We start from the raw sequence: 24,920 nt of genomic DNA, 5'->3' as shown, positions 1-24,920 counted from the left end.
ATGAGTTATGAGTTGAGAATTCATCTGCTAAAACTGTCTTGATTCTAACTTTAATTCCCATTTGAGCAGGTTTTCATCTCTACCAATTTGTTCCATTCCTAATTTTTTCAGAATGCGAATCGAGGCACCATGATTGTCTGAAGATTGAGCAATAATTCTCTTAAGTTCTCGCAAAGTAAAGGCAAAATAGATCAGTGCTTCTGCTGCCTCAATAGCAAATCCCTTCTGGTGATAAGCTGATAGCACTTCATAACCGATTTCTCCAATTCCTGTTTGATCGGGTTTGTCAATAAAACCCAAATCGCCAATTAAAGTAGAATCGGCATATGAATCATTAGCCAGACACCCCAACCCAACTGGGAAAGATCATTTACCAATAACAGGGAAGCAACTCAAGTCGCTGTGTCGTAATGTATAAACTATGATTCATTACACGCTACTTGTGTCAGCATAACCTTGGATATTTTCTGGATCAAACTGACGTAATATTCGGGTTGCTTGCCGAGTGAGAGTTTCAGAACCTTGAACGGCAACTAAGTATTTACCCGCATCTAAGCGATTGCGATAAGGTAATGCATCACCACTACCCACGAGTAAACCGACTCCGCCACCCACTAAAACACCACCCATAGCACCACTAGCAGCACCCAGCAGTCCACCAATAATGTGATTGCCAACTTCACCCGCCCAGGCAAAAGTATCTAAACCAGTGATCAGGCTGAATGTAAAACCTGCAAAAAAGCCAAATGGTATCAGCCAGGTTGCCATCAGTTGTGCTTGCTTTTTGGCTTGGTCTTTGGGGTCAATTAAGCCAAACTCGTCAGCCGTTTTATATCCCTTCCCCAGGATAGTACTGTTTATGCCTTCTTCTTCTAAAGCTAAGTAAGCAGCTTCGGCTTGAATGCGGTCTGGTAATACGGCAACAAGGTAATTCATTGATTTTACAATTTGTCTAATAAAAGTTTTGCCTTAATTAACAGCGTATCAGTCCTGGTGGAATCAATCTTGCATTGGGTAGGAGTAGAGACGCGATTAATCGCCTCTGTACAGGAGTTTGGAGAGGCTTTGATTCTTACTCCCCAACGCTACAAGGGTTGGGATTGGGGGTTAGGTTTGTATTCAACTCAACTGCAAACCGTTATAATACAAGTTAAATATACATGGGCTGCTCACTTTAGCGAATCTAGTGGCTCACAAAAATTGTTCACGCCATGCTTGAGGACATAAATCAAAACTGGCGTTGCCAAAATCTTAGGAAACGTCGGTGTTGCTTTTAGATGTTCCATCATTTTTTGAAGTGAAGTATTAAGCAAATCTTCTCGATATTCTTGTTCGCAAATGACCACACGCCATTTTCTAGCCAAGGCATCTAACCACTCGGAATTTGCTCTTTCTGGTTGTTGTCCGGCTCGGATAGCTAGCGTCATTGCCGCATCTTCTAAATCTCCATCACAGTCTTCAATCAAATCCAGCGCTTCCATATCGCTGGGATCATCTGCCAATTGAGAGCGAAACTGTGCAATTTCTTGAGATGTTACTTTAGTCATGAGTCTTTGACAAGGCAAGCGATGCCTACGGCGGTAAACTACGAACACTCAGTTATGTTAGTCCAATTTTGACTAATACAATAGCCCTGTTGATAAAAGTCTTGGTTTGAGACTTTTTATGAATAGTGGCGTTTTTGACAACGTGTTGAGAACCACAATAAAATTTGCTTTTCGAGTAACTTTCTTGCAACTAAACTCTTGTGCGATTATTTAGTTTGGGTGGGTACGCGATCGCAAACGAATCCTTTTGTCAACCCAAAACCATCGCAGGGCGACCGCATCATATCAATAATAGTAGTCTATTCTCAATAGACTGGAAAAAATATCATTAACTCTTGCTTATTGCTAAAAATTTCAGTCTTAGATCCCCCCAACCGCCCTGCTGTGGCAAAGAGAAGGAAGAAATTTTTAACTAAACTGTATTGAATTATCATCCACAAGCGATCGCTAAAGGACTTCTAAAAAATAAAAATTTCCATTACTGCTTTTATTACTAAAAAGCCTCATTTTATCAATGTGTTTACTGAAAAATGAGGCTTGTAGGAGCTTTCGAGCAGAAATACTACTGGACTTTGTAATGCCTTGAGGGCAGGTGCAAAGTGCATTACAAAACACAACAGCAGTCAAAAGTATTGACAGTTGAGTTTCGGCTAATTAGCGTAGTGCTCTGAGGGTAACAGACCGTTGTAACTGAGCTAAAGCGCGGTTGTAATCCAAAATTGCTCTGACTCGATTACCTTCAGCTTGTGTGAGGTCGTTTTCAGAGTTAATTACATCAGTTTGAGTACCTACACCAGCTTGGAATCGCAAACGCGCTAAACGTAGAGCTTCTCTAGCTTGTTCTAAAGCGGTATTAGCGGTTTGAACATTTTCCAAACTAGATTGCTGGGTAGAATAGGCTTGTTCTACCTGAAAGCGAATTTGGTTACGCTGTTCAGCAAATTGAGTTTCTGCGATCGCAATATTAGCTTTCTGCTGATCTGCCCTTGCTCTTGCTGCTCCTCCATCATACAAATTTAGGGTTGCCTGAACTCCCAATGAATAACCATCAGTAACGCTGACATTATCATTGAACTGATCTAGCAGGTCGTAGCTGGCGACCAAACTAATTTGAGGACCCAGTTCCGCAAGGGCCTGCCTACGCTGTTGCTCACTGGTATTGCGTTGTGCTAGCTGCTGTTGCAGTTCTGGACGATTTTGATAAGCCAGCACAATACTTTGTTCTAGCGTTGGGTTCCAAAGACCAGCTAACTGTACAGGGTCAGCGGCACTGATATTTATCGCCTGCGGCAAACTTATCCGAGTTGCTAATTGACGACGGGCAATTGCCTGCTGGGATCTAGCATTAGTCAAATCTTGTTGGGCATTTGCTAAATTTACCTGAGAGCGTAGCACATCGAAGCGAGTACCAACCCCAGCTCGCTCTAAAGCTTCTGCATCACGCAAACTAGCTTCGGAGTTCAGCACAGCTGACTGGGCAATACGTACTTGTTCATCCGCTTGTTGCAGATTGTAGTAGTCAGTGGCAACATTCAAACGGATTGTCTCAAACTGAGTTTCTACAGCCAACTCATAGAAACGTACCTGTTCTTCAGCTGCTCTGATTTGTGCTTGCACTCTCCCAGAACTATAAAGGTTATATGAAAGTTGTGCTTGACCGGTAAAAGATGTATTAGGTCGATCTTGTTTAGCGGCGAACGGATTTTGCCTGTTTAATTCGTCCTGAAGCTGACCACTAGAAGACTGACTACGACTAAGACCAGTGCTAATTCCCAGAGTGGGCAATAAAGCAGCTTGCGCCTCGCGTAAAGCCGCTTTATTGCGTTCTAGCTCGAATTGGGATACCTGTAAATCCCGATTATTACGCCGTGCTAGCTCCAGAGCCTGTGCCAAAGTAATCGGCTGATTTCCCTGAAATGTCACTTCCTCTGGTTTGGTGGGAAATTGCAGAGGATTTGAGCTAGGAATCAGGTTATCAGGAATTTGCACTGGTCCTGATGGCACAGGAGTTACGGTTCTCGGCACAGTTGGAGGTTGCACTGAACCCCCTGGTGCAGGAATTACGGTTGTCGGTACAATGGGAGGTAGCACTGAACCCCCTGGTACAGGAGTTACAGTTTCTGGCACAGTGGGAGTTGGTGTCGAATCTGTCGGAATCGGAGTATTACTCTGAGCGACGCGGCCAATAGCACTTTTTTGTAAGCAAGTGCTTGAGGCCAGTAGCAAATTAGTCAAGGAGTCAGTCTTACTTTTTCTCAACTCCTGTGGACACGTCTGCGCTGACAGCAGTTTTGCTGCTCCTACACCTATGGCTGAAGTTTCTAAAAATGTTTGCAACTGAGTAACAGTATTTAGCTTTTGAACCACTGGCTGCTGGACAGAAAACAGGGACAAAATTTCTTTTTGGACAGAAGGGGATTTTGAAGTGTAGTTGGGAACTACTATCCTCTTTGATTTATCCCCATAAGCGCTTGAATTACTCTGTTTTTGATTATTTGGAGCAGAACGACTGACATCAAGCTGTTGGGAAGGATTAGAGGTAGGTGTCAAACTGAAAAATCTACCTTCATCTTTCTTAAGTAGTTGTTTTATTGGCACAACAGTATTTCCAATCGTGAACACTGGAATACTGTTATTACTTAAAGGCTTCATGCTAAGTTTAGTGAAACCAAAAACAGGTACTTGGGTTGGAGTACTAACATCTGCACCGTTAGGCAGTTGGGTATTCATGATGTCCACAACCAAGTCTTGACCATAACTAGAAGTCAAAACACTAGGAGAAGACGCCAGATGTACCTCAGTTAGTTTCCCAGTACCAGCCCAAACAGGCTGAGTTGTTAAGACCGCTGCCGTCACACCAGGCAAGAAGCTATAGAATAATTGCTGTCCTTTCACCGCATCCCTCACACGAAAATCAATCTAGCGGCAGAAAACCTTTCTTCACCACAGAATATAGCACGATACTAAATTTAGGAAAGAATATACTACGATACTAAATTCAGGGTTCGGAACTCTGTTTGTCTTCAAAACGTCTAACAATGCGAGAAAGTTCCGCCTTTTCATCGATACTAACGCGAGTAGGAGCACCGCTGATAATCCGTTCGTAGTTCCGGAAAGAATCTTTAATGTCGGGACCATCAGCAGTGATATTATACTCACGAATGCCCTTATCATGCCAAGACCCTCTCATTTTGAACACGTTAATTGCCCGCGACATTTCTCCGCGAATTTCTACGTACTGTAACATGATAATTGTGTCGGTAATCGTGGAGATATGAGAGTCAGTAATCGAATGCGCTCCTAGAAATTGGTCAGTTGTGTTGGTAAAGAAACCAGTAATTTCTTCTTGTTTAGCATAACCCGTCACACCAATCACAAACTGCCGAAATGCATTATTGCTCACTCCTCTAGCTAGTGCTGATAAAGAATCAATGGCGATGCGAGCTGGTTTGAAGACAGCAATTTCGGATTTAATAATTTGTAAGTGGTCTTCTAAACCAGTTGATTCAGGATAAGTACAGATTATTTTGAGTAAACCTTGATCCTCTAATTCTTCAAAATCAATCCCCCAAGAGGAAGCATTGCGAGATAGTTGGGCGCGTGATTCTTCATAAGCAAATAATATTGCCTGTTCTCCATTGAGGCAGCCATCTTGAATAAACTTACTGACTAAGAGGGTTTTGCCAGTACCTGTAGCTCCTGTCGCCAAAATAATTGAATCTTTAAAGAAACCACCACCGCACATTTCATCTAAGGTTTTGACACCAGAAGATACCCTGACATTAGAAGACCGTTGAGTTAAACGCATTGCTCCCAGTGGGAAGATGTTAACTCCTTCATTAGTAATCGTGAAAGGATATTCGCCTTTCATATGAGTTGTGCCGCGCAACTTGAGAATTTCAATTGTGCGACGGCGGCGTTCTCCTTCTAAAGCGTTGCGAACAATTGCTACATTATCGGAAACAAATTCTTCCACACCAAAAGAGGCAACGAGGCCATATTCTTCACTACGTTCAGTGGTAATCACAGTGGTGACACTTAGTAGTTTGAGACGTGCTACCAGGCGAAAAATCTCGCGTCGCACTACTCCCATCGCTTCATACTGCTGAAATACCGCTGTTATTGAATCTATTGAAACTCGTTTAGCTTTGTATTTGCGAATGGCATATTGCAGACGCTCAATTAGTGCAGAAAGGTCAAAATTACCAACGATATCTTGACCTTCTGGATCGGGAGATGCATCAAGAATAAACAACTTGCCTTCTTCGATTAAGCGTGGCAAGTTCCAACCAAAAACATGGGCATTTTTAATAATATCACTGGGTGATTCTTCAAAGGTAACAAATACTCCTGCTTCATCAAAGTAGGTGATACCGTTATAGAGGAACTGAAGAGAGAATAAAGTTTTGCCTGTGCCAGATGTGCCGCTAATCAAGGTAGTTCTACCAATTGGTAAACCACCATGAGTAATGTCGTCAAACCCTTCGATCATCGTGCGAATTTTTTCTATACCCCTAATTCTCGGTGGTTGCTTTGGTTCTAGTTGCTCGTTTTCACTCATTGCTTGATAACAAAAGGGGATTAAAAACTGTTTTTTTATTATTAAATTTGAGATTCAATTTTTTTCGAGACTATTTAGAAACTTTCATATTAAGTAGAGTGTGTTACGGCACAATCTGACTTAAGATAGCGAAAGTAAATTATTTTGCCGGAACGCAACGAGATAAATGGTGCGTTGCGCTACGCTCTAACACCCCTACCTTACACAGTTAAAATTTACTTTATAAATGCTCTCTTGCATCATTAATTATTTTACTCTTCAAAATCTTCTTCACTCAGTTCTTCATAGAGCAAATCTAATCCAATTAATACTCTTTCTCTATCTGAAAGATCCCCGATAATTTTGCGAACGGGTGGAGGCAAAATTTTAGATAATGTCGGCGTCGCCAATATTTTATCTTCTTCCGCCAGTTGTGGGCTTTTCAGTACGTCGATCACTTTTAAAGCATAAACACCTTCAAACTCCTGTTCTAAAATATCTTTGAGTGTTTTTAATGCCCGGACTGAATTCAGGGTGTTACCTGCTACATAAAGCTTGAGAACGTAGTTTTTTTTGGCTTTATTCATATACTTAATGCCTAGTCATTATAATAAAAATACAATATATGTTCGCGCATTTGGACTAACTAACAGCAGTAGCTTGTTCCAAGTTAAACATCAATAAATTTAATTTATTTATAAATCGAACTCCTATAGACTTCGCATAGGTGAGCCAGGATCTCTATTAACGTCAGGCGGTAATCAAGTAACGTTTCATTGCTCCTTCCTTCTAATTTTAGCTGATTAGAAAATTCTTCAATTACCTCCATGTGAATTTCGATGATTTGTGGCACAGGAATATTAGCATAAAATATAATATTTATAAATTTATCAATTTTTTCTTTGAGTGTTTTGTCTGTGGTAAAATAATTTATAAGAATTAGGCTGTAATCTGACTTAAGCTGTCTTAATAATCCTTGCCGTTCTGCTGGAGTCATCTCCTGAAAATGCTGTTGGCTTTTTTGGGTGTGGCTGGCAAATACATAGACGTACTTGTCAGCGTATGCCTTATTTGGATTTGGTTGCAGCCAATTTGGTAAATAGTTGATTTTTCCAGAGGTAGTTGCAACAATAGGTAGGTAGTAAAATTGGGCAATAATCTCGTCAATAAATTTCCACACCCACCTGCTCAAACCTTTTTGGTTGTCTAAGTCAACTGGATTATTTAAACATTTATTAACATCAGGTTGCAGAATCAATATCGGTAATAACATCTATTCTTGAATACATCTCCTTAATCGCCCTGACCAAGAAACGTGAGCTGATAAGTTTGGCTAACGCTTCTATGGTAATACTGGATGTAGAGTAAACTGTTGATTCGACCCCAAAAAAATAACGCTCTGTGTTAACAGATAGTGCTAGCCACTAAATAACATAGTGCAGCAACTGAATGGTAGGACTTAGTAGGTCTTTGATGATCAGGTATCTGTCGGCATAACAAGACAGAGTAGCTAATTTATTATTTGTATCTCATCTATGTATATAAATAAATAGATAAATTTTTTATTTTGCTCCTTGATAAGATACTTAAACGAACTTAAAGGATTGTCGCATTCTAAATCATTATAATTCCTCAAGGTTCTAAAGCGAACCTTTGGGGCCATAATTGTTGTAGCCGTCGCTATCGATGAGGAGTTTAAATACCAGTAAGACACTGGGGAGGCTAGTTGCTAAAAATGAGAAGCGGCAAAAGGAAAAGTCGCCTCTTAGAAAAATGCACTCGTTTGCAAGTAAGTGTCCGTGAGGGGAAATCCCGTTGTTTTAATGGCGTTGAAATAACCAGAGTTGCTTATATGAGTCTTCTTAGAGGATATGGCTTCAGGCGAAAAGACCATCAACAGTTGGCAGATGGAGATGCCGGAGGTTTCCACAGGAAGAAGAACCCCCAAAGCCCTATGTTAATGCTAGATTACCCGCTTTATGACTTTCAGGCAACCGTACCTAGCTGCCCCCAAACAAGTTCTTTGGCAGTGGTGCTGGAGATTTTTGAGCAAGAGCAATGCGATCGCTTGGTAGTAGTGAATCAACAGCAACGCCCCATAGGATTGCTGTATTCTGCCCGTTTAATCCAAATATTATTAGCACATAGTGACGATAAAAATCTAAATTTACACCAATCAATTTCTACCTGGGGTCAAGGTCTAATTGAGCCAATACAGACAATATTAGGTTCTGAGCCTGTAGAGCAATTGAGCTTGCGCTTGGGTTATCAACAAGCTGAAAAACACTCCTCCTTAGATTGGGCATTGATTGACTCTGATGGTCAATATTTGGGGCTGCTGGATAGTTCACGTCTGTTGCGATTGTTGGCTAAGGAACGCATAGCTGGGTCACTAAGCTCAGGCATCCAGAAATCGTCTGGTGAGCATCGCCATGAGTATGATGCTAGTGTGCAGACACCAAATGAACCCAAATCATTGGGACACCAGCCACTGGTACAGTTGCTGGAAAGACTGCCTTGGCCTTTGATGTTGCAAACGGGTACTGGCGAGGTAGTAGCACGAAATCCCGCCTGGTGGCAGCAATTAGGAGTCTTGAAAGACCCAGAAGGAGTTAGGCAACAGGTGGAGGCAATACTTGTGCCGAAGCCCTCCGAAAAACCCGAATATGTCACTCAACGAGCAATCACGGTTCATCCCAATGGTAGGGAAAATGACCATGGTGGTGCAGAGGAACCGACCCAGCAAGAAGCATCACCAGATGCTGTATACAGTCGCTGCTATTTGGATAGTCAGGTGGGTACTTGTACCTGCGTTGTCGAAGTGCAAAATGGTCAGGAGCGAATCTGGCAGTTTGCCAAAATTCCATTAGATAGTCCTGAGTTTAAAGTCATGAGTGCAGATTCAGAGGTTGCACTCAGCAATGATTTATGGTTGGTTTTAGCTACTGATGTCACTGAGCAACAACAGCTTTGCAAAGAACTGGCAGCAAAGAATGCTGATTTAATTCAACTAAATCGGTTGAAAGATGAGTTTTTAGCTTGTATTAGTCATGAACTCAAAACTCCCCTAACTGCGGTTCTGGGATTATCACGGTTGCTTGTAGATCAGCAGTTGGGAGAACTTAACGAGCGTCAAGCCCGTTATGCGGGACTGATTCATCAAAGCGGACGCCACTTGATGAGTGTGGTTAATGACATTTTAGATTTGACCCGCATGGAAACGGGACAAATGGATCTGACACTGACGCCAGTAAAAATTCAGGCTGTGTGCGATCGCGCCCTATCAGAAGCCAAAGCCATCCACACCCAACCTAGCAAAGCTACATCCCAAACTCAACAAAATGCCCGTTCATCTGCTTCCCAATTCAGCCTATCCATTGAACTAGGCTTAGATCAGATAGTGGCAGATGAATTGCGCTTGCGCCAGATGCTAGTACACCTACTTTCCAACGCCTTTAAGTTCACCGAAATATCTGGCGAAATTGGGCTGCGGGTGAGTCGTTGGGAAGGATGGATTGCCTTTACAATTTGGGACACAGGCATTGGCATTCCTGAACACCAGCAACACTTAATCTTTCAAAAATTTCAACAACTAGAAAATCCCCTCACCCGCCAATTTGAAGGCACTGGTTTGGGGCTGGTATTAACTCGGGCCCTAGCTCGTCTCCACGGAGGAGATGTCAGCTTCTTATCTCGTGAAGGTAAAGGTAGCCAGTTTACACTACTTCTGCCGCCCAGTCCGCCAAAAACAGGCTTTTCTGAACCAGATGTGGGAATCAGAGAAGACGAACAGATGCAACACCAAAAGACACGGGAAAACTCTGTGGCAGATCGTCAGCATGTCAGTACGCCCACACACCATCATCCCGCTAGTTCGCAACGGTTGGTCTTGGTAGTTGAGGCAGTAGCCCGATATATTGAAGACTTGACCGAAAAACTCAAAGGTTTAGGATATCGGGTAGTGATTGCGCGATCAGGAACAGAAGCAGTCGAAAAAGCTCGGCGCTTGCAACCAATAGCGATATTTTTGAATCCGTTACTACCCCTGCTATCAGGCTGGGATGTGCTGACTTTACTGAAATCTGACAGCGCAACCCGTCATATATCTGTAATTGTGACAGCGACGGCAGCCGAAAAGGAGCAAGCATTTGCTAACCGAGCCGATGGTTTCTTAAGTTTGCCAGTAGAGCATCAGGTATTAGCACCAGTTCTAGAAAAATTATGTGCTGCACAAGCAGTTTTGCAGCTAGGGTTAGACAATAGCGCAATTATCCCAACTAAGACTCCACTGCGAATTCTCAGGTTGGTGAATCCCCATTTGGAATCGGTCAATCCCCACCCCTCACTTCGAGAACACCGGGTGATTGAAGTAGATGACCTAGATCAGGCAGAACTCTTGGCGCGGGTATGGCAGTTTGATGTAATTTTGCTAGATGTCGAAAGTACCACTGCCCAAATTTATTTGCAACAACTAATTGGGCATCCACGTTTGGCGGCTATACCACTGGTTACTTGCGATGTTGCAACCACACTAATAGCTTCTAAAATACCAGGGTTATCTGTATTTCCTTACTTAACACCATTTCCTAAAGACAAGAGCAGTCGCACTGAGAAAACAGATGCCTTACTATCAGTACTGCAAATTGCTTCTGGTATTTGCTGCCCTGCCAACATCTTAGTAGTGGATTTGACAATGCTGCGTGATTTTCCACAGGGAAGACGCAAGCAAGTTAAGGGTTATCAGACAGAAAAAAATTGCTCAATTAGTAGTGAAACTGCTAAACGGGGGTCTGAGTGGTTCCAAGCTTTAATTCAGTACCTACAAACAGCAGGCTTCAAAGCGGCGATCAGTCCCTGTTGGGCAGAAGTGTTACAACAAATTCGCCACCAAAGCGTTGACTTACTGCTAATTTGTTTAGGAGAATCCGCTATCCACAAAGACGTGCTAAAAGCACTGAAAACATTGGGAGATTCGCCTGACAAGTTACCACCAATTTTGGTACTCAATCAGCGATTAAATCGCCCGGAAACTATTTCCCAGCCTGGGGTAGCTTACGAGAAAATTGACAAGCAGAAGAAGAATGGTTTGGAATCTTTAGAAACTGTTCTGGGTGCGATCGCTACCCAAATATTACCGCGATCAATATCAATGGAAGACCTCTTAAACCAAATCAATCAAGCTTTAGCTGTCAATGGTTACAATCACAAGTGTTAATTGGGAATGGGGAAGAGGCAGAGGGGCACAGGAGCAGAATTAATAACCAATACAACTCTTGGAGAGGCTACGCCAACGGCTTACCTCGGCTCCGATTCCATCGAGCGAAGTCGAGATGCTCGGCACAAGTCGCTCAGTACAAGTGCCCAATGCCCAATTATGATATATCCATTTTTTCATTTGTCTTTTTCTTAAAAGGAATTCTAACCAAGTTATAAGCACCCTTGGTTGATAAACTCTTGTAATCATCTGGCTGTAAGTCCATTTGTAAAAACTTTTTCTGTTCAGCCAACACCAGCACTGAGGGAGGTTTTAGTCCTTTGGCAGCCTGGTTTTTAATATGCTCTACAGCCTGTTGGGGAAATCCTAAATAATTTACATGAATGTGGCTGTAAAAAACTACACTAGGCTTTTTGAAGCCAAGCATAATCAATTCTTCATCTGGTTGTTTTGCTTGTAGGATGACCGCAGACAACTCCCTTAAGGGTAATTGACGTTCTCGATCAATAAAGAACGAAACAGGCGTTAAGACAAAAATTATAAACGCCACAAATCCTAATAAATTAATACTGGTAATGTAGTTCCAACGGCGACTCAGTAATAAACCTGCAACCAAAACAGCACAAACCAGCCAAATTACGGCGGCTATTAGTGGTAAACCAGATCGTTGAATTAATTCGTGGAAGTTACTTATGGCTGGATCAGTACCTAATATGTGGCTGATGTTAAACAGTGCTGTTGCCAAAAATGATAAAAACACTACATTCACCCAACCACTCCAGAGGAGTAAGGGGGGAATGGAAGAAGACGCTGGGAGATGATTAAATCCTCTCTCCGTGTCTTTGTGTCCTTGTGTCGCGGTGTCATTTGGATTATCCGTTTTTGGTAAAAGGTCGCTCCACAACAGGGTTACCAGGATTGCCGCTGCTGGCATTAAAGGCAAGACGTAACTAGGGAGTTTGGTAACAGCAATGGTGAAAAAGCCAAAGACGCTAGCAAACCAAAACCAGGCAAATAAACCAAACTGCTGAAAACGTTCAAGGGATCGCCAGTGCGATCGCTGCCAAAACTTTAGTCTTACTATAGAGACTGGTAAATACACTGAGTAGGGCGCAAAACCCAGCAGCACGACTAAAAAGTAAAAATACCAAGGTGCTGAGTGACCATTAACTACTTCTGTAAAGCGTTCCAGGTTGTGATAACCAAAAAAGGAGTTAATGTAATTCCAGCCATTGCGCCAAATTACTAAAGCATACCAGGGTACTGATAAACCTAAAATTATCAGTATGCCCATGAGAAGGCGCATTTCCCGCAACACCTCTCGAAACTTTCCCACATAAAGCAAAAAGGCCGCAACAATTAGCCCTGGTAAAACAATTCCTACTGGGCCTTTAGTCAAAATTGCGCCTGCAATCAGCACATAAAAAGCTAAGTACCACTTATTAGGGAATGGGGCACTTGTACTGACGGCTTCTCTACGAGACGCTGCGCCAAGCTTGCTTCCCCGTAGGGGTACGCTCGATGGAGCCGAAACCGTTGGCGCAGCCTCTGCAAGAGTTGTATTGGTTATTAATTCTGCTCCCCTGTTCCCCTGCTCCCTGCTCCCTTGCTTTCCTGCGTACCCTAGAAAGAAACATAACAAAGCTGATGCCATACACCCAGTGAGCAGCATATCAGAGACACCCGTTCTCGCCCAAATAATAGTTTCGGGATTGAGTGCCATGAGCGCTGCTACCATAAAAGATGTTAAATAGCGGCGAGTAGGACGTGAAACTTGCTCTAATTCGTCTTGTTTAGCCGTATACCACTGGATGGTGTAAAAAGCTAAACAAATTAAGCCTAAGGCTGCGATCGCTGAAGGAAGGCGTACTGCCCACTCATTCACCCCAAAAATTGCATAGGCGATCGCCTGACACCAGTAAACTAAAGCAGGTTTATCGAAACGAGTGTCACCATTAAAAAATGGGGTAATCCAATCACCTGTGACGAACATCTGGCGGGAAGCTTCGGCAAATAGCGGCTCTGTCTCATCAACCAAGCCAGTGTTGCCCAAATTCCACCCAAAAGCTATCCAGCCAATTAATATTAACCACAAAATCGACACAGTTACACCAAGGGCTGGATTCTTTGCTATTTTGTTGAACCACTGATCAACAGTGTGCTTAACACTCAATTTCATGCTCATTAGTCAATAGTCAACAATCACTAATCAATAGTCGTTGGTTATCTATCTTTTGTTCTTCGGAGTTTTAAATTCAACAATTTTCTTCTACTGAGTACTCTACACTTTTTCCCGTTCAGTAACGCCAGCTGCTCCAAGTCACTAGAGAAAGTTCTCTAACACACTAGTACACTATGGCGTTTACCTAGCTTAGACAAGGGGCAAAATCCCCTTGTCTAAGTCCTTTGTCTGGGTGATGGTAGCTGAATTTACGCGCTTTGTAGACTATTTATTCAGTAGTACTGAATATCAACTATGGACTCAGCACTAGTTGCCATTCTCTGTTTTGGGAATTCCATTTAGGTAATTGAGTTTCTCCAACAACATAGGGGCCCCAGTAACGACGGGAGCCATCTTGTGCAAAAGCAACTAAAATATCTCCCTTCTCCAACTTTAAATTATTCTGAGGTAGGGATAGAATCAGTCCCTTATCACTACCTTCTTGGGGAGCAAAATCCCAATGTGCCGGTACATCATAGTTAGTCTGTTTAGTACCACCTTTTGCTACCGACTGTCGCGCCAGTAGAGCCAGGCGCACAGGCTGATTTGTTTGATTGCTCATTCGCAAAGTCCCTTGCTCGTTGGCTTTGCTTGCTGATTTATCACGATCTGCCAAGACAGGATGAGTATTCTCTCTACTGCTATGTTCTACTTGATTAGTTGGGGTCGCTTCTGGAGTCGATAGACTAGTGGAAATACCTTTTTCAGGTGAAACGGGTGTAGACGAAGTTGTATTCCACTGAGTAGTTTTAGTTGAAAGTTGTGAAGATGTATCTGGGTTTGTAGACTCTAAGGATACGCTCACTCCAAAGCATCCCATTAGAGTAACAAGCAGTCCCAAGCAACAAGCTGTAACACCGACGTTGCGATACACTGAAGATTTCATATTGATAATTTTTAGAAATAAATATTTTGTCTAGGCTTGACCAAATAGTAGCCTATTATCACAAAAGGCAATCATAGAAAGTAGCCTAATATAGACTTTCCTAAAATTAGGCATACCAATGTATTATAAGTATCATTTTAAGTAAAAAATATTCGGAGTAAATTATTTCCTTGATGACAAACAAGGGGTATAAACACCCACTGGTTTGTATCTTGACCGTAAGCTTAGATAAAAACAAGAAAATTAGATACCGAGCCAGCCAATTCATTTAGATAAAAAAATCAAAGCTTCCTAAAACCGCTAGCGGCTTCAACAAAGCGTCCTTTGTCAAACCTTAGATAAATCTAAGATGTATATTTCATGTTGCGTTATAATAACCACCCTTTTAAGGACATGTACTTCCCTAAAGATGATCGGATGTGCAAATTTAAATCAATACTGGAAGCCCAGCACATATCTATAATATTAACAAACAAGCTTAGGCTCAAACCAATATCCTCTTTGAATATAAAGATATTTCAAGATATCTTGACTTTTCCCTAGAAGTCTATCTGATGCAAAACACTCGCCTGAATAACTTGTTGGATGCCATTGCTACACGCTTGGGGCAATGGTTTTTAAATCCTTGGCGGCGACTATCGTTGCTGATAATTAGTTTTTTGTTCGGTTTTTTTCTGGGAAACGCAGTTTCCACTACAGCCGGTCAAGAGGGTGTATTCGACATTGTGGTAGCTGCTTTTTTAGTACTGCTGACAGAAATTACTAGTAGGATATTTTATAGTCGCAGCTTTTTGGAAAAGCGATCCCTCTTGGTAGACTTACTAAATTTCCTCAAAATTGGTTTCATCTACAGCCTGTTTCTCGAAGCCTTTAAGCTGGGATCGTAGTGAGATGGGGAATTTATGAATTTGTGGGTGGATGAAATTTTGGCAACGGATCCAGTGGGGGAAACTTGGCAACGCAAAGCAACAGAAGCAGCGCTGGCAGATACGTTAAGGGCTAAAGCTTTTGGGATCACGCCGGAAAATGTCGATCAAGTGATCGAAAAGCGATCGCATTTACTAAAATCTGTCTTCCCAGCCTTTAGTCAATTCTGCCTAACTAACCTCCAGATAGAACCCCAGAAAATGTTACAGGTATTGTGGGACTTGTGGCTTCCTTTGGGGATCAAACTCGCATCGCAGCGCCAGCAGTTGAAACGCCCCCTGATTCAGGGAATATTGGGAGGACAAGGGACTGGGAAAACCACAATGTCCAATGTTCTCAAGTTGATTCTCAATCAGTTGGGATACCGGACTTTGAGTTTGTCTTTGGATGACTTGTATAAAACTTACAGCGATCGCTTGATCTTAACACAGCAAGATCCCCGCTTGATTTGGCGCGGCCCACCAGGAACCCACGATGTAGATTTAGGCTTAAATGTACTAGATCAAATCCGTCAATTGCAAAGTCCAGTTATGGTTCCCCGCTTTGATAAATCTGCCTATGGCGGCGCTGGCGATCGCACGAGTTCAGAAATGGTAATAGATGTAGATATTGTACTATTTGAAGGTTGGTTTGTGGGTGTGCGCCCAATTGAGCCAGATGTATTTGATACTGCACCACCGCCAATTATCACAGATGAGGATAGAACATTTGCGCGTGATATTAATCTTCGCCTCCACGATTATTTACCACTGTGGGAGCGATTAGATAGCTTAATTGTGCTATATCCCACCGATTACCGCTATTCTTTGGAGTGGCGCAAACAGGCGGAACAGCAGATGATTGCTGCGGGTAAATCGGGTATGAGCAATGCAGATATAGAGGAATTTGTCAATTATTTTTGGCGATCGCTTCACCCCGAATTATTCATCAAGCCGTTGGTAAAAGATGCAACAGCGGTTGATCTAGTGATTGAGATTCATGCTGATCATAGCTTTGGTGAAGTGTATTGCGATCGGGCTAATTCGTAATACTCGCCAAAGGCGAGAAGCAGGCTACGTAATTCGTAATTCAGAACCATTGTTAAACAATGACAATTTATCCAATTGATAGTGATAATTAAGACTTCGCGTTTTATAGAACCCATTTGGGATCTATACCTTCGCCAACCGTTTGAGCTACCACGACAAATCCCGTCTTTCCTTGCTCCTGCTTTTGGGCTGGGGTAGGCTTGGGAGCCAGTTAAAACTGAATTTTGGTCATGACCTCAGGATAAATCGGCTCTAGCGTTTTTGTCAGCACGCCTGGATGATACCCGTTGTCAAGCAGGATGGTCGTTTTGGGAAGATGGTCGGGTTTATCCTTGAAGTAATCCATGTTTTTCGCCAGCATCTCAATCAATCCAAGCGGCAGTTTATTGCACAAACAGTATTGTCATTAGGATATGGAGGAGAATCATTGGCAGAACGAGAGTATGTATGGGATAAATGCACCATCCGCAAAGGGATGCATGAGCTAAAAAGTGGTATCAACTGTGTTGATAATTATAGTGCGAGGGGAAGAAAGAAAATAGAAGAACACTTACCACAACTTTTAAAAGACAGACATCGAAAAATTGGTTAATAGTCAAAGTAAAACAGACCCAAGTTCTAAAAGTCAAAGGCTCTATACACGTCTAGTATTTTAGTGATTGCGAGACAAGTGAAGCATTTAAAGCTGACAAATGGCTTTTAAAACTTGTAGCAACTGACTTGATCGCTCTCTTTCCATTAAATTTAATTCTGGTAACAGATAATAAATAGGCAGATTTCCTTGTTCAATATAGACAAGCTGATAACTTCTACCATTAGTCGTTAATCCCCAAACTGATTTTTGATTATCTAAATTTTTAAAAGCATACGTGAGTAGCTGAGGTAAACCTGTTGATATATCAACTTGACAATTTTTAGATTCAATTAACAGTACCCAGAAATATGTTTGAGCTTTTGTATGTTTAGCTTTACTAATACCTAAAATATCAAATCTTCCTTTAATTTTGATGTCTTCATCTTCAACTTCAATATCAGCAATATTCTCTTCTAAAACAATCTCAATAGGATAGCGATAAAAACCAGCTAATCTTAGTAAAGGCGCAACTGCGAGAAACTTTACTTGACCTTCAGAAACTTTGCCTGCTGTAAGATATCTATCAAAATCATGCTGAATTTGTTTAAGTTCCTGCTGTTCTGTTTCGGTGAGAGGCTCCAGAGATAAATAATTAGAAAATGAGTCATTGTACTGTTTTTGAAAGCCAAACAGACGATGAACTTCTTCTAGAGATAAATTACGAGCGTTGAGAATTGTCATATATTATTTTTACTTGATTAAGGTGCAACCCAATCGAAGTTATCTATATAAAACCTATGTTAACCCCTGGTTGACTGAACAACTTTGTTAAGCTGCAACAAAAAAGATTTGTCAGTTAATCAAATATTAACCCTCAAGAAAATCCTCTTTAACTTCTTGACTCTGTGTCCTCTGTGCCTCTGTGGTTAAATAAAAAAACTTTTGAACCACAGAGACGCAAAGGGCGCAGAGAGAAAAAGAGATTTTAGAAGTCATCTTGAAAGTTTATTAGCCAAGTCTTCTTTTAACTTCCTCAGCCAAATCTACCAGTAGCACTTCTACTTGTTCACCTGTTTTCAAATCTTTGAGCGAAGACTTTTGCGCTGCTGCTTCCTTAGAACCAATAATTACGCAAAATTGAATTCCTTGCTTATCAGCTAGTTGAAATTGTTTACCCAAGGGACGCTTATCAAACTTAGTGATAACATTAATTCCAGCCTGACGCAGATGTTGAGAAACTTTTAAATAAGTTGGCATTAAATCATCTTGCATATTCACTACCATCACCTGGGCTGGTGTTGCAGCTAAGGTACTAAGAATGCCAGCTTTTAACAAGCGACTAATTAAGCGAGTTAAGCCAATAGAAATGCCTACACCAGGCATTTTTTCACCCAAAAATACCCCGACTAATTCTTCATATCTCCCGCCAGAACAAATACTACCTAAAGCTTCATGTCCTAATAAGGTTGTTTCGTAAACTGTGCCGGTATAGTAATCAAGACCACGGGCAATGGATAAATCTATACAGAAACGATTTTCGGCTACTCCGAGATTACGCACGCCTGCAATTACCGTTTCTAATTCGGTAACTCCCAGGCTCAATTGCTCAGTTTCTGATAGATTTTCTGCGAGGTGTTTGAGCTTATCTAATATTTCATCGACCGAACCATCAATTTTAATAAAATCAATAATTTTTTGAGTTTGTTCTTCTGAAACTCCCTGGTTATCTAAATCTTGTTTTACTTTACTTTCACCAATTTTTTCTAGAGTATCGACGATACCAATACAGGATTTAATTTGATTTTCAGCAATTCCCACGGACTTAAAGAAACCTGTAAGAACTTTGCGATTATTGATGCGAATCAGAAAATCGCCGATATTAATTGCTTCAAATATCTCAGTGATAATTGCAGGCATCTGAGCATCATAGAGCAAGCTGAGTTCACGCCGAGCAACTACATCAATATCACACTGACGAAACTGACGAAAACGTCCATCTTTTGCCCGTTCTCCCCGAAAAACTACATCCATTTGGTAGCGGGCAAAGGGAAAGGTTAACTCATTCAGGTGACGGGCAATATAAGCCGCTAAAGGAACTGTTTGATCAAACTTTAAAGCTCTTGCTTCCGAACCAATTTCGCCCGATTTATCTCTCTCAGCTTGTCGATTTGGTGGCAGGATGGGAGCAATGCCATAGATGATATTATCGCCTTGATTCCCTTTAGCTTGCAGCACTTCTAAACGTTCTACAGCAGGTGTTTCAATGGGCGTAAATCCATAGCTTTCAAAAACTCTACGGATGATATCTAGCAAATATAGTTCTAGACGCTTTTCACTAGGCAGAAATTCTGGAAAACCGCTAGGAGTCGAAAAGTTTATTTTGTCACCTTTTGCCATGCATGTACCTTACTAATCTGGCAGGGTGCATTAGGATTAATGTCCATAATGCACTGAAAATCTAAGATGGTGTGTTATGCCTGCGGCATAACACACCCTACAAAACTACAAAACTACTGGAGAATAAAAAAATGAGTGCTTATCTCTGAGGGGAGAAATTACTATTTTAGCCGTTCTTCTTGAATTAGGGTGCGTTGAAAGATTTGATTATTCTTAAACCAATGCCAAGTGCGGGCACGATTGTTATTGTCAGGACTAATGTAGATCATTTCATATATGGTCATTTCTGGGTTTGTCTTATAAGAAAACCACAAAATAACAACTGAATCATCTACTTCCCAAGCTTTTCCTTGAATGCGATCGGTGTCAAACCAGAGCTTATTATCTTTATAGCTTCCTGGAAATTCATACTCTTCTCGTTTACCATCAGACCAATTGTAGCGATTGATTTGGTAGTAGGGATGAGGGCCATTTTCTGGAAATTGACAAGTTAAGTGAGACTCATTCTTATCAAGGATTTTTCCTGTTGTATCAATTAATGTATAAGTTCCTACCCAATCTCCTTGATGACGGGCAAGTACGGGCATTCCTTCTCGAATATTTGACATTGCAATTCACCTCTCAATAAACATAGGTAAGGCGTACAATACAAGGTAAGAATAACAGTTTGAGCGGGTAAGCAATGCTCACCCTACAAAAACTGCTGAATATTAGCATTGGCATTGTAAGTCAATGCATTAACATTGTAAGTCGATGCAATGCCATTGTGAGTCGATACAATCGCATTGTGAGTCGATGCAATCGCATTGTGAGTCGATGCAATGCCATTGTAAGTTGATCCAATCGCATTGTGAGTCGATGCATTAAGTAAGTTGGCGAGAAAAATTCAATGTATATGAATCCACATAAATTTGTAGGGTGTGTTATGCCGTAGGTTAACGCACCTTGAATTGTTGACGATGCCGTACTCTCAGAGATAACGCACCCTAGATTTGAATTTCTTAACTGAAAGTGTCAAGCTTCACTATCAAACCACCAAGGGTCATTAGTAGCATTAGTTTTGATCAAAATAGCTTTTTTTCGCATGAACCGTTTCAACGCTGCTGCACCCATGCGTGACCCTCCCAAACCAGAGAATTTAAAGGCGTTTTTCTCTCCCTCGTGCATCAGGGCGGTGAGTGCAGCATCGTTGATACTAATAGCACCCGCATCTATTTGGTGGGCAACTTCTAAGGCTTCTGCTTCTGACTGGGCAAATACAGCAGCACTCAATCCATAAATTGAGTCATTCGCTAAAGAGACTGCTTCCTCTACTGTGGAAAAAGGCATTATTGGCATAATCGGGCCAAAAGTCTCTTCGGTCATGACTTTCATGGAATGATTAACCTGGGTGAGAACTGTCGGACGACACCACCAACCTCCACCTAAGTCTTCAATTACACCGCCGCAGTGAATTACTGCTCCCTTTTCAACTGCATCTAGGAGATGGTCGCTAATAATTGCTGCTTGTCTTTCGGCGATGATCGGGCCAATTTCTCCACTCTCAAGCGTGGGGTAGGCTAGCCCAAGGCGATAAGCTCTGGCTACTAGTTGATGGTAAAACTTTTCAAATATCGATTCAGCAACATAAATTCGCTCAATTGATAGGCATGACTGTCCGGTGTTGACGACGGAACCCCACAAGATTGCTGAGGTTGCTAATTCTAAATTGGCTGATTCTAAAACGATCGCAGGATCTTTTCCTCCTAATTCCAAAAAAGCTGGAATAAACCGTTTAGCAGCCGCTTCTGCCACTTTTTTCCCTGTGTCCACACTGCCTGTAAAACATACCAAATCTACATTTTCAATCAAAACAGATCCGGTTTCTCCTGCTCCTTCAACAAAAGTTAAGACCTCGCGCAATTTGGGAACGGCGTTGAGTGCTGTTGTCAGTGGTGCTACGAAGCGGGGAGCGATTTCACTGGGTTTGACAATGACGGCACAACCAGCCAGCAATGCCGGAATGGTATCAATGGTAGACAGCAACAGCGGAAAATTCCACGGGCTAATTACCCCAACTAGGGGATAAGGAACAGATGCTTGTTGCAAGGCGATAAACGGAATTGCTGTATTTTTTGCAGATTCTTGCAGCAACTCCGGTGCTAACTTACACCAGCGATCAATGCTAGAGAGGAAGGAATCTATTTCTAGTACTGAGGTTGACAATCTTCCCGTATCATTTACTAAAGCTTCCGTGAGGCGATCGCGTCCAGATAATATCGCTTGTTTCCACTGCTGTAAGGCTTCAATTCTCCCCTCTAAACCCAACTGCTGCCAGCGAACTTGCGCCCTGCGGGTACGCTTACATTGCTGTGCCAGCAGCCTTGGAGGCGGCGGGATAATTACGTAGTCAAATTTGCCAGTTCGGGGATTGCGGACTTCTATTGGTTTTGTCATGAGGCAGGAGTTAGTAGGAGTAGAGACGCGATTAATCGCATCTGTACAGGAGTTAGGAGTAGAGACGCGATTAATCGCGTCTGTACAGGAGTTAGGAGAGACGCGATTAATCGCGTCTGTACAGGAATTAGAAGTTAGGAGTTATTTTATTTGTATTCCAATGCCCCATAACGCCACTTGCTTCTCCTAAGGGAGACGTTGCGCGAATAACCGGGGGAACCCGGCAACGCAGTAGCTCCCCAATGACACCACTTGCTTCTCCTAAGGGAGACGCTCTTGCTAGCAAGATCCCCTACGGGATACAAGCGGGGAAACCCGGACAACGCACTGGCTCCCCAGTGCCCCATTCCCAAATTCAAATTATTCCCAGTTTGGCTAACCGCTCAATGGTGGCTTGCTGCGTTTGGAGGAAGTGTTTGCGGTCTACTTCTCCCTCCAGCATAGTATTAGCGGGGTAAAAGTGTGACTGACGGTAACTTTCGGCGTATAGCTCAAACCGCTGGCGTGCAAGTAAATTATTTAACCCCGGTCGGCGGCGATCGCGGCGTAATGCTCCTAAATCAATCTCTGCAAATGCTGCCATGCTCTCGCCTGCGCCTGTTTCTGCTAAAACGATTCCGCGATGGTCAATGATTTTAGAGCCACCATCAGCCGAAGCAATGGGGATGGCAATATTAGCGATACCTGCGGTATTAGCTGAAACTACGTACGCCATATTTTCGACAGCGCGAGTGATTTTTGCCGCGTCTTTGGGGGTGAGGTTTTTGTTATACACTTCTGAAGTGGAATGCACAAAAATCTCCGCTCCTCGCATTGCCAGACACCGCGCCACTTCTGGATATAAAATTTCTTCTGATGCTAAAGCTGCCAAATTACCGATCTCCGTTTTGGCTACGGGGAAAACTCCCTCTAAACCATAGCAGTCGAGATACTTATCCCAAACATCATGGGGAGTGGGAGCAAACAAAGAATTCAGCCGCCGATACCGCAAGACGATTGAGCCAGAGGGGTCAAGTATAAAGCAGCTTTGAAAGTACAATCCGGGAAAGTTGGGGTCAACTTCGTAGGCGTTACCAGCTAAAAAGATTTTATGCTTTTGGGCAATTTTACCAAGTGCCTCATACTCAGCACCAGCCATTTCCACACCAGCTTTTTCTGCCCAGCCGAAGAGAGAATCTCCCATCGGGAAACCAGTGAGGAAATATTCTGGCAGTACAATTAAACGACAATCAAAGCCAATGAAAGCGATACTGGCAGCAATTTGTTGAGCTAGGCGATTGATGGAGTTTTGCATGAGCGATCGCGCTTGGTAGCGATCGCTTGCTTGGTTGACTGCATGGCACGTAACTTGGAGTGCCAAGGCCCGGAATGAGTTGAGATTATCGGTGTTATTGTCCAAAATTCCTCACCAAATTCTATAGAATGCGATGCCTTCTCTACGAGACGCTTTGCGAACGGCGGGCTACGCCTACGCCACCAAGCGCGATCGTACAAGTTTATCTGTCAATTCAGATCAAAACATCTGTGCGTAAGTCCTAGTCTTTGGTCTTGTGATAACTGTACCAGCAAGGATAATTGGATTGTTTAAATCAGGTTGCTACTTAATTATTGTTTGCTTCTCCTGTCTTTGTATAAACTTAATTTAAATAAAGAACTCCAGGTAGAAGAGAGAATGTCAAATTTCCCCGATCGCACAGAGTCAAACACCGATAAAGTCTTACTCATCGGAGTTACTGGCGGCACAGGTGGAAATGTCGTCAAGGGATTTCTGGAACAGGGAGTTACAAAGATGCGAGTCATCACTAGAGAAATTGACCTTAATCGTCCAACTCTTGCAAAGCTCAATGATGCCAAAGTTGAACTGGTAAAAGCTAACCTCGACGATGAAACCTCCCTCATAGCAGCCTTTACAGGGATTTCGGCTGTTTACTGCCACGCTACTTCTGCGGACTCCACTAAAATTGATCCCCTAGAGGTGGAGAGGGCAAAGCGAGTTGCACAAGTTGCAAAGCTTGCTGACATTAAACACTTTGTCTACAATTCCGCAGGTGGGGCGGACAGGAATTCAGGAATCCCCCGCATTGAGCAAAAGTACCAAGTGGAGCAAATTCTCAAAGAAGCTGGCTTACCGACTACTATGTTGCGAGCTTGCTTGTTTATGGAGGAGTTCTGGAAGAAGTACACGCGACCTTCCATCCTCAAAGGTAGTTTCCCATTTTCCATTCAGCCAGATAAGCCCCTTCATCTAATTACAACGAAGGACATGGGCCGCGTTGCTGCCTACGTAATTAAACATCCCACCAAGTATATTGGTCAAGAAATTGAGCTAGCTGGCGATGTGCTGACTCCTCTTCAGATGGCAGAGGCATTCTCCCAAGCGCAGGGGCTGAAAGTTGTCCATAAAGAGACACCCGCCTGGATTTTCTTACTCTTGCTGCAAAGGGAACTGTTCGATTTGATTCAGTGGTATCGCAAACAAGGTTATCAAGCCGATGTCCAGCGTTTACGAGAACAGGAGTTTCCTGGACTTCTGACCACATTTAGGGAATTTCTGGCAGAAACCGACTGGGCAAATGCAGAACTTACCTACAAGAGTCTATGACCGGACTAGTACACTGTGGCGAAAGTTTACCTACTTTTAACAAGTTGCTCTGAGCAACTTACTTGTTAAGCCCCAAATCTTGTTAATTGAGATGGTAGCGTTATTTTTGCCGTGTTGTACTAGTGATATTTTAATGATTTCAACGTCAACTGGGTTTTGAAGTCAAATGTTCCAGTTTTAAAGGGGATGTTTGAGCTTCTGAAGTCCAAGTTTCGAGTTCACAGGATCAAATGTGCAGTTCTGAGAGTGAAGCTTGGAGTTCAGAAGGGTAAGTTTCAGGCTTTTTGTTCGGATGTTGTAAGTCTGAGGTGAAGATTTCAGGTTCTGGAGTGCAACTGGGGATTGGAAGGCGATCGCTGCTTGAAAAAACTAAACTAAGATTTTCCCCTTTCAAAAGGTGGATAGCATATAGCTTATTCTTTTACAGTTATTGTTTACTTGCACTTCCTTACTTCTCAAGTGTAAATAGATTGCTTTAATTCTTCATCATTATTATTTTAGGCAGTTTCTCACAGCAGAATTGCAGCAATCTGTATCAGTCGATAAT

At 42.4% G+C, this 24,920-nt stretch carries 18 protein-coding genes and 1 pseudogene; 5 read left to right on the top strand and 14 right to left on the bottom strand.

Going from position 1 to position 24,920, the window contains the following annotated elements; genetic code table 11:
- Window positions 1-27: 27 nt before the first annotated feature.
- From V7K40_RS20280 to V7K40_RS20250, 7 genes are all read right to left on the bottom strand, one after another.
- A complete protein-coding gene (locus V7K40_RS20280; RefSeq protein WP_334962818.1) occupies window positions 28-351 on the bottom strand; it encodes a GNAT family N-acetyltransferase in 324 nt (107 codons plus the stop codon).
- Between the two features lie 78 nt (window positions 352-429).
- Complete coding sequence (locus V7K40_RS20275) at window positions 430-936, bottom strand: hypothetical protein (protein WP_273763224.1); 507 nt, start codon at window positions 934-936, stop codon at window positions 430-432.
- 233 nt (window positions 937-1,169) lie between these two features.
- Window positions 1,170-1,547 carry a hypothetical protein gene (locus V7K40_RS20270; RefSeq protein ID WP_334962816.1) on the bottom strand — a complete coding sequence of 126 codons (378 nt, stop codon included), beginning with the start codon at window positions 1,545-1,547 and terminating at the stop codon, window positions 1,170-1,172.
- A 654-nt stretch (window positions 1,548-2,201) separates the two neighbouring features.
- Window positions 2,202-4,442, bottom strand: coding sequence for a TolC family protein (locus tag V7K40_RS20265; RefSeq protein WP_334962814.1), 2,241 nt, complete (start codon window positions 4,440-4,442; stop codon window positions 2,202-2,204).
- A 103-nt stretch (window positions 4,443-4,545) separates the two neighbouring features.
- Entirely contained in the window at window positions 4,546-6,108 is a 1,563-nt protein-coding gene (gene kaiC, locus V7K40_RS20260; protein WP_334962812.1) for a circadian clock protein KaiC, read from the bottom strand.
- A gap of 251 nt (window positions 6,109-6,359) precedes the next feature.
- Window positions 6,360-6,674, bottom strand: coding sequence for a circadian clock protein KaiB (gene kaiB, locus V7K40_RS20255; RefSeq protein ID WP_334962810.1), 315 nt, complete (start codon window positions 6,672-6,674; stop codon window positions 6,360-6,362).
- A 104-nt stretch (window positions 6,675-6,778) separates the two neighbouring features.
- The gene (locus tag V7K40_RS20250; RefSeq protein ID WP_334962808.1) at window positions 6,779-7,360 is read right to left on the bottom strand and encodes a KaiA family protein; all 582 of its coding nucleotides are present in this window, start codon (window positions 7,358-7,360) and stop codon (window positions 6,779-6,781) included.
- 681 nt (window positions 7,361-8,041) lie between these two features.
- On the opposite strand from V7K40_RS20250, the gene V7K40_RS20245 reads away from it, so the two are divergent.
- Window positions 8,042-11,302, top strand: coding sequence for an ATP-binding protein (locus V7K40_RS20245; protein WP_334962854.1), 3,261 nt, complete (start codon window positions 8,042-8,044; stop codon window positions 11,300-11,302).
- A gap of 157 nt (window positions 11,303-11,459) precedes the next feature.
- Here V7K40_RS20245 and V7K40_RS20240 read toward each other — a convergent pair whose 3' ends face one another.
- On the bottom strand, window positions 11,460-13,487 hold the full coding sequence (locus tag V7K40_RS20240; RefSeq protein ID WP_334962806.1) for a glycosyltransferase family 39 protein: 2,028 nt from the start codon (window positions 13,485-13,487) through the stop codon (window positions 11,460-11,462).
- A 289-nt stretch (window positions 13,488-13,776) separates the two neighbouring features.
- Window positions 13,777-14,409, bottom strand: coding sequence for a hypothetical protein (locus tag V7K40_RS20235; RefSeq protein WP_334962804.1), 633 nt, complete (start codon window positions 14,407-14,409; stop codon window positions 13,777-13,779).
- 554 nt (window positions 14,410-14,963) lie between these two features.
- Here V7K40_RS20235 and V7K40_RS20230 point away from each other — a divergent pair.
- The 3 genes and pseudogenes from V7K40_RS20230 to V7K40_RS20220 form a co-directional block, all read left to right on the top strand.
- A complete protein-coding gene (locus V7K40_RS20230) occupies window positions 14,964-15,296 on the top strand; it encodes a DUF565 domain-containing protein (RefSeq protein ID WP_298910836.1) in 333 nt (110 codons plus the stop codon).
- Between the two features lie 15 nt (window positions 15,297-15,311).
- Window positions 15,312-16,364 carry a glycerate kinase gene (locus V7K40_RS20225; protein ID WP_334962801.1) on the top strand — a complete coding sequence of 351 codons (1,053 nt, stop codon included), beginning with the start codon at window positions 15,312-15,314 and terminating at the stop codon, window positions 16,362-16,364.
- 370 nt (window positions 16,365-16,734) lie between these two features.
- Window positions 16,735-17,011 (top strand): annotated as a pseudogene (locus V7K40_RS20220) (ISAzo13 family transposase); the annotation flags it as partial.
- A 32-nt stretch (window positions 17,012-17,043) separates the two neighbouring features.
- On the opposite strand, the gene V7K40_RS20215 reads toward V7K40_RS20220, so the two are convergent.
- From V7K40_RS20215 to V7K40_RS20195, 5 genes are all read right to left on the bottom strand, one after another.
- On the bottom strand, window positions 17,044-17,679 hold the full coding sequence (locus tag V7K40_RS20215) for a restriction endonuclease subunit R (RefSeq protein WP_334962799.1): 636 nt from the start codon (window positions 17,677-17,679) through the stop codon (window positions 17,044-17,046).
- 267 nt (window positions 17,680-17,946) lie between these two features.
- Window positions 17,947-19,335, bottom strand: coding sequence for a histidine--tRNA ligase (gene hisS, locus V7K40_RS20210; protein ID WP_334962797.1), 1,389 nt, complete (start codon window positions 19,333-19,335; stop codon window positions 17,947-17,949).
- Window positions 19,336-19,496: 161 nt separating this feature from the next.
- The gene (locus tag V7K40_RS20205) at window positions 19,497-19,943 is read right to left on the bottom strand and encodes a DUF3598 family protein (RefSeq protein WP_334962795.1); all 447 of its coding nucleotides are present in this window, start codon (window positions 19,941-19,943) and stop codon (window positions 19,497-19,499) included.
- A gap of 406 nt (window positions 19,944-20,349) precedes the next feature.
- Complete coding sequence (locus V7K40_RS20200; RefSeq protein WP_334962793.1) at window positions 20,350-21,771, bottom strand: aldehyde dehydrogenase family protein; 1,422 nt, start codon at window positions 21,769-21,771, stop codon at window positions 20,350-20,352.
- Between the two features lie 355 nt (window positions 21,772-22,126).
- A complete protein-coding gene (locus tag V7K40_RS20195; RefSeq protein ID WP_334962791.1) occupies window positions 22,127-23,170 on the bottom strand; it encodes a nitrilase-related carbon-nitrogen hydrolase in 1,044 nt (347 codons plus the stop codon).
- A 273-nt stretch (window positions 23,171-23,443) separates the two neighbouring features.
- Here V7K40_RS20195 and V7K40_RS20190 point away from each other — a divergent pair, with 273 nt between their 5' ends.
- Window positions 23,444-24,373, top strand: a complete 930-nt coding sequence (locus V7K40_RS20190; RefSeq protein ID WP_334962789.1) for an NmrA family NAD(P)-binding protein — start codon at window positions 23,444-23,446, stop codon at window positions 24,371-24,373.
- The last annotated feature ends 547 nt before the right edge of the window (window positions 24,374-24,920 follow it).

This window comes from Nostoc sp. (assembly GCF_036917195.1).
Classification (GTDB): domain Bacteria; phylum Cyanobacteriota; class Cyanobacteriia; order Cyanobacteriales; family Nostocaceae; genus Nostoc.
The sequence above is the reverse complement of the archived record's forward strand: the minus strand, read 5'-3'. Positions and strand labels throughout refer to the sequence as shown.

Excerpts from the sequence above, each read along its gene's own strand:
- V7K40_RS20275 (WP_273763224.1), bottom strand. The coding sequence starts at position 936 with ATGAATTACCTTGTTGCCGTATTACCAGACCGCATTCAAGCCGAAGCT.
- V7K40_RS20270 (WP_334962816.1), bottom strand. The coding sequence starts at position 1,547 with ATGACTAAAGTAACATCTCAAGAAATTGCACAGTTTCGCTCTCAATTG.
- kaiC (WP_334962812.1), bottom strand. The coding sequence starts at position 6,108 with ATGAGTGAAAACGAGCAACTAGAACCAAAGCAACCACCGAGAATTAGG.
- kaiB (WP_334962810.1), bottom strand. The coding sequence starts at position 6,674 with ATGAATAAAGCCAAAAAAAACTACGTTCTCAAGCTTTATGTAGCAGGT.
- V7K40_RS20250 (WP_334962808.1), bottom strand. The coding sequence starts at position 7,360 with ATGTTATTACCGATATTGATTCTGCAACCTGATGTTAATAAATGTTTA.
- V7K40_RS20245 (WP_334962854.1), top strand. The coding sequence starts at position 8,042 with ATGTTAATGCTAGATTACCCGCTTTATGACTTTCAGGCAACCGTACCT.
- V7K40_RS20240 (WP_334962806.1), bottom strand. The coding sequence starts at position 13,487 with ATGAGCATGAAATTGAGTGTTAAGCACACTGTTGATCAGTGGTTCAAC.
- V7K40_RS20235 (WP_334962804.1), bottom strand. The coding sequence starts at position 14,409 with ATGAAATCTTCAGTGTATCGCAACGTCGGTGTTACAGCTTGTTGCTTG.
- V7K40_RS20230 (WP_298910836.1), top strand. The coding sequence starts at position 14,964 with ATGCAAAACACTCGCCTGAATAACTTGTTGGATGCCATTGCTACACGC.
- V7K40_RS20225 (WP_334962801.1), top strand. The coding sequence starts at position 15,312 with ATGAATTTGTGGGTGGATGAAATTTTGGCAACGGATCCAGTGGGGGAA.
- V7K40_RS20215 (WP_334962799.1), bottom strand. The coding sequence starts at position 17,679 with ATGACAATTCTCAACGCTCGTAATTTATCTCTAGAAGAAGTTCATCGT.
- hisS (WP_334962797.1), bottom strand. The coding sequence starts at position 19,335 with ATGGCAAAAGGTGACAAAATAAACTTTTCGACTCCTAGCGGTTTTCCA.
- V7K40_RS20205 (WP_334962795.1), bottom strand. The coding sequence starts at position 19,943 with ATGTCAAATATTCGAGAAGGAATGCCCGTACTTGCCCGTCATCAAGGA.
- V7K40_RS20200 (WP_334962793.1), bottom strand. The coding sequence starts at position 21,771 with ATGACAAAACCAATAGAAGTCCGCAATCCCCGAACTGGCAAATTTGAC.
- V7K40_RS20190 (WP_334962789.1), top strand. The coding sequence starts at position 23,444 with ATGTCAAATTTCCCCGATCGCACAGAGTCAAACACCGATAAAGTCTTA.